This is a genomic window from Methylomonas montana (genome assembly GCF_030490285.1).
Lineage (GTDB): Bacteria > Pseudomonadota > Gammaproteobacteria > Methylococcales > Methylomonadaceae > Methylomonas > Methylomonas montana.
Genome location: NZ_CP129884.1, coordinates 988,193 through 1,001,460 on the forward strand (window position 1 = coordinate 988,193; position 13,268 = coordinate 1,001,460).

Genomic DNA, 13,268 nt, shown 5'->3' on the forward strand with positions numbered 1-13,268 from the left:
CCACTGAGCGCTGCCGGTCATCGCCGGACGCTTAGGCAGGTTTTTGCAGCTTTTTCAGGATGCTTTTACCGATGCGGTCGACAAACTCTTCCGGGTTTTCGTAATCCTGTTGCTGGATAAACTCGACCACCGCTTTAACCAATTTTTTGGTGTCGGCGATTTCCTGGTGCGATCTGCCGCAGCCTTCGCAGTGGGTGCCTTCCGTGGTGCATTGGTCGATACAGGGATGATATTTCATAGGGTTTTTCTCAAAAGGTGAGGGGGACGAATTCGAACTATTGTATGTCGAGGCAGCGATGTTCGGCAAAGATTCCAACGTTGTCTGGCTAGGTTTTCTATTGGTACAACACTGACTCGCAACGCCGGGCATGATCAGTCGCGAAGGTAGGTAAGTAAGCGATTTCACACAATGTAAATAAGTTAAATAACGCAGTTTAGTTAATTTGTTTGTGACAAATTTATAATTCGCTAATATTTCAAAACCTTATAATTTGGCTTGTTTTTTGCAAAAGATTAAGTCCGCTGGATTTTTTTCCGGTGCTGTTTTACGACTTAAAAAAGGCAAAAAATGAAGAATATTCCTTTCCACACTCCTCCTTGTTTTACTCAAAAGCCGATCGCCCATGCTGTCGGTGCGCAGGTACCCTATGCCCGAATGATCGGTATGTTACCGTTATGTCTGGCGGCTTCGGTGGTAGCGGCCGAGAACACTCAGGATCAAGCGAAAGAAAAAGAGGTTGTGCTGGAACAAGTGATCGTCACCGACAAGTTTCCCAGTGTCAAAGCCCTGAGTGCTTCGGAAATGGAAGCGGACATCCTCACCAGCAAACGCGCCGCACTCAGCGATACCGCCAAATTGCTTGAAGATACGCCGGGCGTCAGTCTGTACGGCGCGGGTGGTGTGTCCAGTTTACCGGTGATTCATGGCTTGAACGACGACCGTGTCAAGATCGATATCAACGGGATGACGCTGACCTCGGCTTGCGCCAATCACATGAACCCGCCACTGTCGTATATTGATCGCAGCAATATCGGCAAGATCACGATTCTGACTGGGGTGACACCCGTGCGTCTGGGCGGCGACAGCATCGGTGGCACGATCTCGGTGCAAACCCCTGAGCCGGTATTTGCCGAGCCGGGCAAGGATATTTTGCTGGACGGCAGCGTGTCCTCGTTTTACCGCAGCAACGGCGATGCGTTTGGCGGCAGCATCGCCGCCGGCGTGGCGACGCAAAACGTGCGGCTGGACTACACCGGCTCGCACACCGAGAGCATGAATTACAACGACGGCAACGGCCAGATCGTCAAATCTACGGCTTACGAAAACCAAAACCACTCGGCAGCCTTGTCGTTTAAATCCGATAAGCATTTGGTGGTGATCCGCGGTGGTCAGCAGCATATCCCTTTCCAGGGTTTCCCGAATCAGCGGATGGATTTGACCAACAACGACAGCATCTTCGGCAACATCATGCACAAGGGTACGTTCGATTGGGGTTCGCTGGAGAGCAAATTCTATTTCGAAAGCACCGAGCATAGTATGAATATGGCCGATGACAGGCAGAATGGCAATCCGCTCCCGCCTACTGTCGTTAATCGGTTCATGCCGATGGAAACCCGCGGCAGAAACTTGGGTTATAAGATCCAGGCCGAAATTCCGTTCAATGAGCGTGATACCGTGCGATTCGGTAACGAATTTCACAGCCAACGGCTGAATGATTTTTGGCCGCCCGTGCATACCAATACCACAGTGCCTATGTCCGGTCTGAGCATGATGGACAGCATGATGTATTTCATGATGGCGCCGGAAGCCTATTACAACATCCACAACGGTACACGCGATAGAGTGGGCACATTCGCCGAGTGGGAAGCCAATTGGTCGCCGCAATGGCGCAGCTTGTTGGGTTTGCGCTACGACCACGTCAATTCCGATACGGGCAGTGTGCAGGCATACAATCCAAATAACCTGAATATGATGGGCATGCCTCAGCCCATTACGGCCTTGTCTCCTCAAGGTTTGGCGAATGCTTTTAATGCCCGCGATCACGAACGAAATAACGACATGTTCGACGTGACTGCTTTGCTGCAATACACGCCGAATGACATGAGCCAGTACGAATTAGGCTTTGCCCGGAAAAACCGTGCCCCTAACCTTTATGAGCGCTATACCTGGGGGCAACGCGGCATGGATATGGCGATGATAGGCTGGTTCGGCGACGGCAATGGTTATGTCGGCAATATGGACTTGACCGAGGAAACCGCCAATACCGTCAGCTTTACCGCGGCATTCCACGAACCCAAGAATAATCTTTGGGAAGTCAGTGCGACGCCTTACTTTACCTATGTGAACAACTTCATCGACGCCGATCGTTGTCCGACGGCTTCGGGCTGTTATGCGACGCAAGCCGCTCAACCCACCGGCTTCTATTTGCTGCAATTCGCCAACCACGACGCCAGGTTGTGGGGCGTGGATGTTTCTGGCCGCTCTCAGCTTTACAAGGATCAAGCACTCGGCGAATTCGGTGCTCGCGCCGTGATGAGCTATGTGCGCGGCGAACGCATGGATGGCGGCAATCTGTATCATATGATGCCGTTTAATATGAAGTTAAGTCTGGATCATCGCTTGCACGGCTGGCAAAGCACGATCGAAATGCAATTTGTCGATGGTAAAGACCATGTGCAAGCGATCAGGAACGAAACGACGACGCCTTCCTACATGCTGCTGAACGCCAGAACTGGCTATGACTGGGGCCCGGTACGGCTGGATGTCGGACTGGATAACGTACTGGATAAACAGTATTACCATCCGCTGGCCGGCGCCTATCTGGGCGGCGGCTGGGGGATGAGTCCTACCAATTCAGCATTTACGCCCGCCTGGGGTAACAACGTGCCCGGCATGGGCCGCTCGGCCTTTGTCGGTGTCACCATCAAATACTGAGTCGAGAGTAGCTGATATAAAACAACCCCGGCGTAGGCCGGGGTTTTGGTTTTTGATGCGGTCATTTTTTCCTTTAGGGAATGACAGTTTCTTGCCTAATGGCCGTTTACACAAAAATTCTTACACCCTCGGCGTTCAAAATAGCAGGGTTTTTCACTTAACCGGCTGTTCACTTTTTCGGGGCCAGCTCTCGCAGCACTGTGGCATAATTCTCCCATGGTTTCCTCGCTTGTTTGCGGGATTTATGGAGGTATCGATGCGTTCACATTCCGGTAAGTTTGTCGGGCTTCTCGCGCTGTTTCTGTCCCAAAGTCTGATGGCAGTGGCAGGTAGTTCCGTTGGCGACCTGGAAATGTGGTGGGATGAGACCCCAGTTCAGATGGGGCCGGGGAAGACCACTTGGAAGGGCAAAGTCAGCATTCCGATGACTCGGGATGACAGCACGGGTAAACTGCAAGGCAGTGGCACTCTCCCGACCACCATGCACGGCGAAGCCGGGTGCACAATTGACTGTAGCTATACCAATCCCATCAGCATTGTCGGAATCGAAACGCCCATCGCCCGTGAGTTGCAAATAGCCTCTGCTGGCGTCAATGCATCGTGCGTAATTAAGTGCCCCGGATTAAGCAAACAGACGATGTTCCAAAAGCAGGAGGCATTCACCCAAAAAGTTTCTTTGCCGTTAAACAGCAACCCAGTCAGGAGCGCGCCGGCCGGCGGGCCCGGTATTTTTTACAAACTAGCACAAGCCTGCGATCCTCAAACCACACAGGACAAATTGCTTGATGTCAGCATTACTCCTGGCATCAATAAGTGGGACGTTACGCGCATGCCGTTTCTCACCTTGGACGGTATTCGCCGTGAAGGTGCCGCCAATCCCAATCGATATGGTTACACGCACCACGATTTTGACTCTAAACGGACCATAAACGACAAGAGTATCCGTGCAAAGAACGGGGATGGCTATTGCTATTGGGTTGAAAGTGTCAACCTTGCCTTTGACCCGATTACCGTGGGCCTTCCCGGAGTAACTTACCCGGACACCAACTGCGAGTTCAAGGCCGTGGCAAAGCACGAGGAGAAACACGTTACGCTCTACAAAAGCTTGTTAAACAGCTTCGCCAGAGAATTCTCGGTCTCAGCACAGAGTTTCGGCATTCCCACCGCCTTTGCCCCAATACACGTTTCTTCCCAGAGCGAGGGGCATGATCAGGTTGTACAGAAACTGGATGGTCTAGCCCAAAAATTGCGAAGCAAATGGGTTGATGAGCGCATCAGGCAAGATGCGTTGTTAGATTCCGATCGCGAATACGCGGCAGTCAAGGCGAGTTGTCCTGGCGGATGGGGTAACTGAGGCTATACTGCTCTGTAGTCAAAAGCGGCCGTTTTTCATTTTGTAGGTCACCGGCAGCTTTAGCAGAGGACTTTTCATCCGCCCGAATGGACGATGGCAGCTCCAGCTTGAAGTTTGGCATTGAGGCTTAAGCAAACCGTATAGCCTATTTGGTTCGGTTTTTGTCGGTCAAGCCGCAGTTGACACCTACTTCAAAGAATAAGCAGTCCGGGAAACATTTGTTTTCTGGGTTCCATGGCAGACGATTGCAGACCACAACATCCATGCGGTTTTAACACGGTTTATTTCATTGGTTGTTAGAGCCTGTTTCAGACAGGCGATACACATAAATCGTCGCGCCGATCACCGCCGCCTGGCCCATCAGCAGATTGACGATAGGCAGGGTCAAGCCCAGGCCGGTCAGGCCGCCGAAACTCATCACTCCCCAACGGGTTTGCTGCATAAATTGTTTCTGCTCGGGAAACGGTAGGCCGCGTTCCTCCAGCGGATAAGCCAGGAATTCCATCGCGATGCCCCAGGCGGCAAATGCGGCCCACAGTAAAGGCGCGATCAGATTGATCACCGGTATCAAAAACAGCAACAGTAAGGGTAGCACTCGAAGCAACAGGTAGCCTACTCGCCGCAGTTCGCCGAAAAATACCTTGTCCCAGGGCAGATCGGCTTTGACAACGCTGCCGCCGCTGATCAGTTGCAGGGTCTTGGCGGCTAACTGGCTGTAATACGGCGCGGCGATCAGATTGGCGAACAGCGTAAAGGTAAAGAAGCCGATCACCAAAAAGCTGATAAAAAACAGTGGCCATAAAATCCAGTTCAACCAGGACAGCCAGTCCGGAATGAAGGAATGAATCAAGGCCGATACCGAATGGTAGCCCAGCACGAACGCGCCGGTATACAACACCATATTGATAAACAAGGGAATCAACAGGTATTTGCGCAACTCGGGATGTGTGAGCATTTTGACGCCCTGCCACAAACAGCCCAGCGCAAATAAAGGGTTATTGCCGCGCGTGATATTTAACATGGTGCCAAGCTCCTTACCCCGTGCAGACCGGGATCGATAACCACGCCGCGTTCGGTGACGATGGCGCTAATCAAGGCGGCTGGGGTGACGTCGAATACCGGGTTCCAGGCGTTCACCAGCGAGCCTTCGTTTAAGTAACAATCCGCCAGTAACTCTTTGGGATTGCGTTGTTCGATTTCGATGTTGTCGCCGTTCTCCAGACTGAAATCGAAAGTGGAGGAGGGCGCGGCGACCATGACTTTCACGTCATGCTGTTTCGCCAACACCGCCAGCGAATAAGTACCGATCTTGTTGGCGACGTCGCCGTTGGCGGCGATACGGTCGGCGCCGACGATGATCCAGTCGATCTTGCCTGATTTCATCAGCCAGGCCGCCGCTGAGTCGGCGATCAGCGTGGCCGGGATGCCGTCTTGCGCCAGTTCCCAGACCGTCAAGCGCGCACCCTGCAGCCAGGGCCGGGTTTCGTCGGCGTAAACATTGTGCAATTGGCCGCGCTTATGCAAGCTGCGGATCACGCCCAGCGCGGTGCCGTAACCACCGGTGGCAAGCGCGCCGGCGTTGCAGTGCGTCAATACCGCTTTGGCGTCGCCGATCACATCCGCGCCGCGCTCGCCCATCGCGTGATTGGCGGCAATGTCCTCGGCGTGAATTTGCTCGGCCAATTGGCTCAGTGCCACGATGGGTTCCGCCGGATTTTGTGCTAAAAGACTACGCATCTTGTCCAGCGCCCAGAACAAGTTTACCGCGGTCGGTCGGGAGGCGGCTAACTGTTGAATGTCTTGTGCTACGGCGTTTTGCCAATCGCCGTTCGGATAATGTTGTATCGCCGATAGCACTACGCCGTATGCCGCGGCAATGCCTATCGCCGGTGCGCCGCGTACCCGCATCGAGGCGATGGCTTCGGTGACGCCGGCGGCGTCGCTGTATTCGTCGTAAGCGATGGTTTCCGGCAACAAGCGTTGGTCCAACACCTTCAGGCTGTGCCCGGTCCATTGCAAGGCTTGTACGGATAATTTTGAAACGGTGGTCATGATTAATTGAATTTGAGAAGTGGTCGGGGTTACTGAATCGATGTGCCGGCGGCATTTACTTAAATCCGTGGATGCCTAAACAATTAGCCGCCATGGCTATATTTTAAGCCGGTTCGGCGTGTTCCGTCGAAAAACGCGCAGACCGAGGAAAACAGTGATTGCAAGCGGCGGCCTGGTGCTTCGGATTGTATAATGCCAGCCCTTTAAGACTGACTGCATTTTGTGGCGCTTTTTTAGAATGCTGCAAGCAAGTCGATTAGGCCTCTTCTCATCTTACCGAATCGTTGCATTCGGCGGAATGACGCTGCCCACACTGACCCGGACCCACCCATGATCGAAATCGGCAAATTCAATTCCCTTACCATTAACAAAAAGCGCGATACCGAGGTTTATCTGGACGGTGGCGCACTGGGCGATATTGCGCTGGCTGACAAGGAGCCGCCCGCCAGTTGCCAAGTCGGCGATAACTTGCGAGTATTTGTTTACATTGACGGCAAGAACCAAACCATAGCGACCACACAAGTTCCCAAGGCTCAGGTCGACGAAGTGGCTTTTTTGAAAGTAGTGTCCTTGAGCCATGCCGGCGCATTCATGGATTGGGGCTTGCCCAAGGATTTGCTGGTGCCGTTTAGCGAACAGAAAACCAAGATGGTGGAAGGCCGTTTTTATCTGGTGCGGCTATTTCTGGACGAAAACAATCGTATCGCCGCCTCGATGGTGCTCGACGATTTTATCCAGGATCAGGCGTTTTATTATAAAGACGGACAAGCGGTGGAACTGATCATCGCCGACGAAACCGATCTGGGTTTTAAAGCCGTGGTCGATAATCAGTACTGGGGCGTGCTGTATAAAAGCGAGACTTTCCAGCCTTTGCAGAGAGGCCAGAAGTTGACCGGCTACATCAAGAAAGTCCGTCCGGATCAAAAATTGGATCTGGTTTTGAGCCAGGAAAAATACGGCCAGAAAGTCGATGCCACCTCCGAGAAAATTCTGGCGATCCTCGCAAAGCGCGGCGGTTATGTGGCCTTGACCGATAAAAGTGCGCCGGAGATTATTTACGATACCTTCGGCGTCAGCAAGAAAGTCTTCAAGCAGGCAATTGGTGGTCTATATAAGCAGCGGCGGATCGTGATTGAGGAAGCGGGTATCCGCTTGGTCGATCAGGCATAACTCGAATTTTTGCCGGCGTAGAGACGCATACCCACAGGGCACAAACAAGTCTTGCGTCTCTACTACCGCCCGCTAAAAATGTATTGCCTAAGGCCGGTGCTGCGAATACACATAATCGGTTTTCTGTTCGGACGCATGGCAGGCAAAACATGAGGTGCCGCCGTCTTTCACCAGCCGCTCGGTTTTGCTGTTGCCGGCAAAACCTTCAAACCCCCAGCCGCCGGTAGCCGCGAATTTTTTTGCGTCTTTCAGCATCACGCCCACCAGTTTACGCTCGCCTTCCTGGATGGTTTTATCCTTTTCCTGATATTGCAATAAATCGAATACCAATACCGAACCGTCTGCGTATTTACCTGTTTTCAAACCGGCTTCGGCTTGTTTATTGGCGTAGACATGGTGCAAGCCTTGAAACGGGTTTTCCAGCGCGTGGCCAGGTTGGATCAACATGCTTTTGGCGTGCAGCCAGTTCCGATAGCCCTCCGGAAACGGCACACTTTGCTCGGCGGCCAATGCGGTAACGGAAAACGTGCACAACAAGCCGGCAAACAGTGTGGACATGCTTTTTTTCATGATCGTATCTCCCAGATAGGTAAAAAGGCGTAAATAATTTCGAATCGAAATTACATGGCCTTTTTATGCGGATTTGCTGGCTTTGTCAAACTAATATTGATGCGCTATTAGTTTGACGCATGATGACGGCCGATAGGGTTTGAGTCTTGTTGCAGTCATAAAATAGCTATTAAAGGTAATAGCTTAGAGTTGATAGGGTCGCAACGGTAGGAGAGGCAGGGTACGTGTTCCGATGAAATCCACCACCCATTCCGATTCAAACCAGGTCATCGATTCAGATATGAGCCCTGCCAGTTTTTGAACGTTTTGGATTGGCCAAAACCAGTCATATGATTGAGCTCATTTATTGATCCGGCATAGATAAAAGCAGATCTTTGAATCATGCCGATCCGAATATACTATGGTTCTTGCCTGAAAAACTATGAAATTCACATATGACAAGAGACTCTGATGCCAGATACCATTGTTGATACGTATCCAATACTGTGGCACTACACGACAGCCGCAGGGCTAGATGGTATTCTTAAAAGCCAACAACTTTGGGCAACAGATTTTCGCTATCTAAACGATGATGAAGAGCTTCGAGGCTTTTTTGATCGTAAATTGCCTTGCCTTCTTGACAAAGGGATAGACAAAGGAATTAGCAAAATCGCCCATTTGCCACGCTATCAAGAAGAGTTCAAGACTGCTGGTGGGGCTGACAATATTAGAAAGAATTTATCGAAAGCGTTACACGATTCAATGACAAATGTAACCTTGAAATTAAATGTATACGTAACCTCTTTTTGTTACTCGACCCAAGATGCAGATTTAGAAGACGGACTTCTAAGCCAATGGCGAGGGTATGGATATGATGGTGGATATGCCATTATTTTTGATACCAAAGGCCTGAGCAATCTTCTGGAAAAGGAACAGGAGTATTATACATATCCATTCTTGAACTTCAGTGACGTCGACTACCATCACAACGATTGGGAAAATGATACGAGCAGACATCTAGAAACGATTGAATGGGAGCAAAAAGTTAAAGAGATTGTCTCTGAAATGGTAGTTGACGGGTATTGTGAAAAAAAGGCAGCTGAATTGGCTCAGCCAACCATCATGCTGGCGATTCGACACAAGCATCAAGGATTTAAAGAGGAGCGCGAAGTAAGAATAGTGGCTGTCCAGTTCCCAAAAAATATGATCGAAGCGGCGGGGAAACTTGATGTATTTCCATCAAATAAAGCGGTGTTGTTCCGTCCAAGTGCAGGGGTTCTTGTTCCCTACATTTCTCTGTTTGATGGAATTCCTAAATCTGATCGAAAACTGCCTATCAAACATGTTCTTGTTGGCCCACATCCTGATAAGCGGAAGCGGCAAAAGTCCGTGCAAATGATGCTTGAGAAGTTGGAGATTGAAGCAACAGTCAGTGTTTCAGATATTCCATTCTTGGGCAGATGAAATTAGTTGCTAAGTCACTAGTGGGTTTCTAAACAGATCGCCCTTTGTCCGCTTTAAAAAATTCGTTAAATAATTCATTAGCTGCTTAAGGGGCGATTGCGTCAATTCGTCACTTCCAAAAGCCATGATTCTCTACGGTCACAATCATATCGGAATTGGTGGCGGTTTTACGACCGGAATCGTTGGCCGACGACGTATCAGAACGGGTGGCTGTTTTTTGTCGGATAGGCAGCTGGGTTGATTCAAGTGATGGCCGGTTCGGCGTAGCGGCTAAATCTTGGCGATGTTTGCGTTAATAGCTGATGTCGTCTCCGGCATGGACCAGCTTTTAACTATTAACGCAGATGTAGCCTGTTCAGTGGGGAATGCGACGAAAATCAAGCGTCGCCTTTAATCACCATTGCCCCATATTCTTCCGGGGTGATGACACCGCCCAGCTGCTCGGCAAGCTGCCGATCGCAACTGGGTAACACATCCTGTACGGCATCGATGCGTTTCCATTGCGGCGCCGGTGTTTCCTTATACGCCTGCGGTACGTATTTGGAACTTGCCAAGCGACTCATGCGATGGATGTAACGTGGGCAGTTGATGAATATCTCGCTGATTGCCACTCGTACGATCAGTTCGGCGCCAGGATATTCCGTCAGCAGCGGATCGTCGGTTTGAATACGGGCATCGCCATGCACACGGATACGATGAGGTGTTTCGAAGTCGATAAACAACATGCCGATTTTAGGATTGCCGTTGATATTGCCCATCGACAAAAACATGCCATTGCCGTCGTAACTCGGGAATGCCAATTCCTGCGGATTAACCACTCTCACCAAGCCGGGATTGCCGCCCTTATAAGAACAAGTGGGATAGCCGCGCTGGTCGATTGTGGTCAGAAAGAAAAAATCTCGGCTCTCGATAAACGGCTGATGCTGCTCACCGATCTGTTGTGCGACGATGATTTGTTCTAGTCGGTCCGCTAAGTTGACGGTGTCATGTTGTTCTTGCAATTGGCGGTGCTGCGGGCTGTAAAGGTCGCTCATGAGTGGATACTCCGTGGTAGGGGGACGCGGCGATTCTAACAGGAATGGTGATGAGGATGGTTTTACGGTTGGATGACGCAGAGCGTCAGGGGCTTTCCCACGCGGAGCGTGAGAACGATAAAAAACTCCTTATTTTTTCAGCCAGTTGAATGCCGCGCTTAGTTTGTGTTTAGCGTCGTGCTCGATGATTTGGTCGTGAGCTAGCGCAATCCGCTCAACATCCAACGCCAGTAGCGCGTCCACCGTGCGCGCCAAAGCGGTTTTATCTTTAATCAGCAGTTTCATGGTTCGCGACATCGCGAGTTGATCGTAGACGCCGAGCAGTCTCGCCACCATGCGCGCCAATCCGGTGTGTTCAGTGACGAAGCAAAACAGAAAATCGGTAAGAATCAGCGTACCGCTTGCGCTGTGAAACCAAACCGTCTCGTTTATGATGGGTAGGCCTTGCACAAATATAGGGGTTAACTCGGTCGTCCATGCTGGCTTTTCCAATGGCGACAACTCCGGGTAAGTGCATAAGTCAGGGCGCTTATCGGCTAAGCCAGGCGCGATATAGCCTTGGGCATTTGGGAACGCCTCGATGAACGGCGCAAAAAACAGATGATGGCTCTTATTCGGAGCAACCAAATAACGCACCGGGCCGAATTCGGCGATTTCAGTCACCAGCTGGGATGACGGTTCGATCGGCGAATGCACCCAGATCGAGCCTCCCGCAGTTGGACGAAAGTGGCTCTGGTGCTTAGATTTAACGGCCCGAATTTAATGGCTTGTTGTGTATACCAGATTTGGCCGAGAACGAGAGTTTTTAGAGACATGGGGCGAGGATGACTAGCTAAAGCCGGACATGCTAAAAGAGGAAAAGTATGGTGTCAAAGCCTTGAATGGACAAGAAGAGTAGACTCTGTCTGTTAGTCCGTGTGGGCACAAAAACCGTGCTTACCCTGCGAGCTGCTATGACGGGGGTTGATCCCGTATGCCGCGCCGAGTACCGGAGCTTTCGGCGGGTTCAGCCCAAAGGGGCGATTCATGGATGAGTCGCGTTGCCGAAGGGGCAGGAAGCCCCTTTCGGCAACCCCCGGCGAAAGCGATGAACGCAGGGAAGAAGCGGCATCCGGGTGTCTTTTCTTTTGGATACTTTTCTTTGGACAAGCAAAGAAAAGTATCTCGGTTGTCGGTCCGAGAACCGACATGAAAACACTGGTCGCGAGAGCGACACAAATCCCAAATTTCTGCGTGGGCACAAAAACCATGCCCACCCTACGAAACTAAAGGTAAGGTCAAGATCGTTCTTGGTCTTTATCAAAACCAATTTGCCAAAAATACATGTCTATTAGCTTCATTGGTGGATAACTAATCTTGCTGGTCGTATTAATTTTAGAAGACAAGGCTCCGAATTCAGTTTCATTTTCTACGTAAAATGAAACTAGCTTCTTAATCCCGGTGAACGATGGTTTGTGAGGATTAATGTTATGCGCGCCAAGACCAACAATAAAATACCTATCATAGGCAGGAATGCAGCCTAAAGCGCCGAGAACAATTTTTGTCACCAGCGTATCCGAAACATTAACTGTTCTATCTGTCCCATTAATCTTGCCGGCGTTGGCTGTGTACCAATTTCTTATCCAAAAGCAAAGGTGGACAATTTCATGAATGGTTTCATCTTTGATATTCATGAAATCTATGTTTTGCAGATACTTTTTCTTTATTAAATGTTCTACGACTTCTTTGTGAACAAGATAATCTTTCCATAATAAGAAGCTTGAACCTCTATACATTCCCCAGCTTGCTAGATAAAAAGCCATGTGAAGACATGCCTTATCAACATCAATCTGATCTTCCTTAAAGTAACTGTAGCAATGCTCCCATGAAAGGTAGCGATGGTTTTTGTCTTCTTGAAGGAGACCATTAAAAGAAGTAATTTTATTTGTTATATCTAAAGACTTGTCCATAAATTTAGTTATTTTCCCCTCAAAAAGATACACATTATCTATCTTTTACATTCCCCCCATGTAACCCACATTCCTTCTTCGCCGCGTCCTCCCACCACCAGCGTCCGGCCCGCTCATGTTGATTGGGCAGCACCGGCCGGGTGCAAGGTTCACAGCCGATGCTGATGTAGCCGTGTTTATGTAGTTCGTTAAACGGCACCTGATAGGCTTCGATGTAGTCCCAAACCTGCGCGGACGACCAGTTCAGCAGCGGGTTGAATTTGATCAGTTGTTTGCCGGGGCCGGAGAAGCCTGCATCCAGTTGTACTTCCGGGATGTCGCCGCGCGTATCCAGGCTTTGGTCCTTGCGTTGACCAGTGATCCAGGCGTCTAGTGTCGCCAGTTTGCGTTTCAACGGTTCGACTTTGCGGATGCCGCAGCATTGTTGATGGCCGTCTTCGTAAAAACTGAACAAGCCTTTCTCTTTGACAAACGCATCCAGCTGTTCGCGGTTAGGGCTCAAAATATCGATAGCAATGCCGTAATGTTTGCGCACTTGTTCGATGAAACGGTAAGTCTCCGGATGCAGGCGGCCGGTATCCAGCGAGAACACCTGGATGTCTTTTCTGATTTGCAAGGCCATGTCGATTAGCACGACGTCTTCGGCGCCGCTGAAGGAAATGGCGATGTTGTCGAAGTTAGCCAGCGCGGTTTTTAAGATCGTGCGCGGGTTTTTGCCTTGCAGTTCGGTTTGGGCGGCGGAAAGATCGAATGCGGTCATC

12 protein-coding genes are annotated in these 13,268 nt (G+C 50.4%); 4 read left to right on the plus strand and 8 right to left on the minus strand.

What is annotated here, in order from left to right; all coding sequences use genetic code 11:
- Positions 1-31 precede the first annotated feature (31 nt).
- Positions 32-238, minus strand: a complete 207-nt coding sequence (locus tag QZJ86_RS04820) for a DUF1289 domain-containing protein (protein WP_301936899.1) — start codon at positions 236-238, stop codon at positions 32-34.
- A gap of 330 nt (positions 239-568) precedes the next feature.
- On the opposite strand from QZJ86_RS04820, the gene QZJ86_RS04825 reads away from it, so the two are divergent.
- Both QZJ86_RS04825 and QZJ86_RS04830 read left to right on the plus strand, forming a co-directional pair.
- On the plus strand, positions 569-2,935 hold the full coding sequence (locus QZJ86_RS04825; RefSeq protein WP_301936900.1) for a TonB-dependent receptor plug domain-containing protein: 2,367 nt from the start codon (positions 569-571) through the stop codon (positions 2,933-2,935).
- Positions 2,936-3,191: 256 nt separating this feature from the next.
- Positions 3,192-4,289, plus strand: a complete 1,098-nt coding sequence (locus tag QZJ86_RS04830; RefSeq protein ID WP_301936902.1) for a hypothetical protein — start codon at positions 3,192-3,194, stop codon at positions 4,287-4,289.
- Between the two features lie 286 nt (positions 4,290-4,575).
- Here the strand turns inward: QZJ86_RS04830 and cysZ are convergent, their stop codons facing one another.
- A complete protein-coding gene (gene cysZ / locus QZJ86_RS04835) occupies positions 4,576-5,310 on the minus strand; it encodes a sulfate transporter CysZ (protein ID WP_301936903.1) in 735 nt (244 codons plus the stop codon).
- Positions 5,304-6,341 (minus strand): S-methyl-5-thioribose-1-phosphate isomerase, encoded by a 1,038-nt coding sequence (gene mtnA, locus QZJ86_RS04840; protein ID WP_301936905.1) that lies wholly within the window; start codon positions 6,339-6,341, stop codon positions 5,304-5,306. Before mtnA ends, cysZ begins: the two co-directional genes overlap by 7 nt.
- A 330-nt stretch (positions 6,342-6,671) precedes the next feature.
- Here mtnA and QZJ86_RS04845 point away from each other — a divergent pair, with 330 nt between their 5' ends.
- Positions 6,672-7,511 (plus strand): CvfB family protein, encoded by an 840-nt coding sequence (locus QZJ86_RS04845; protein ID WP_301936906.1) that lies wholly within the window; start codon positions 6,672-6,674, stop codon positions 7,509-7,511.
- 87 nt (positions 7,512-7,598) lie between these two features.
- Here the strand turns inward: QZJ86_RS04845 and QZJ86_RS04850 are convergent, their stop codons facing one another.
- Positions 7,599-8,081 (minus strand): cytochrome P460 family protein, encoded by a 483-nt coding sequence (locus QZJ86_RS04850; RefSeq protein ID WP_301936908.1) that lies wholly within the window; start codon positions 8,079-8,081, stop codon positions 7,599-7,601.
- A gap of 450 nt (positions 8,082-8,531) precedes the next feature.
- Between QZJ86_RS04850 and QZJ86_RS04855 the strand changes: the two genes are divergently transcribed.
- On the plus strand, positions 8,532-9,524 hold the full coding sequence (locus tag QZJ86_RS04855) for a DUF2971 domain-containing protein (protein WP_301936910.1): 993 nt from the start codon (positions 8,532-8,534) through the stop codon (positions 9,522-9,524).
- A gap of 377 nt (positions 9,525-9,901) precedes the next feature.
- Here QZJ86_RS04855 and QZJ86_RS04860 read toward each other — a convergent pair whose 3' ends face one another.
- The 4 genes from QZJ86_RS04860 to QZJ86_RS04875 all read right to left on the minus strand — a co-directional run bounded on the left by QZJ86_RS04860 (position 9,902) and on the right by QZJ86_RS04875 (position 13,267).
- Complete coding sequence (locus tag QZJ86_RS04860) at positions 9,902-10,558, minus strand: pyridoxamine 5'-phosphate oxidase family protein (protein WP_301936911.1); 657 nt, start codon at positions 10,556-10,558, stop codon at positions 9,902-9,904.
- A gap of 129 nt (positions 10,559-10,687) precedes the next feature.
- Entirely contained in the window at positions 10,688-11,317 is a 630-nt protein-coding gene (locus QZJ86_RS04865; protein WP_320415851.1) for a DUF4336 domain-containing protein, read from the minus strand.
- Positions 11,318-11,835: 518 nt separating this feature from the next.
- Complete coding sequence (locus tag QZJ86_RS04870) at positions 11,836-12,507, minus strand: hypothetical protein (protein ID WP_301936913.1); 672 nt, start codon at positions 12,505-12,507, stop codon at positions 11,836-11,838.
- A 34-nt stretch (positions 12,508-12,541) separates the two neighbouring features.
- Positions 12,542-13,267, minus strand: coding sequence for a phosphoadenylyl-sulfate reductase (locus QZJ86_RS04875; protein ID WP_301936914.1), 726 nt, complete (start codon positions 13,265-13,267; stop codon positions 12,542-12,544).
- Between the last annotated feature and the right edge of the window lies 1 nt (position 13,268).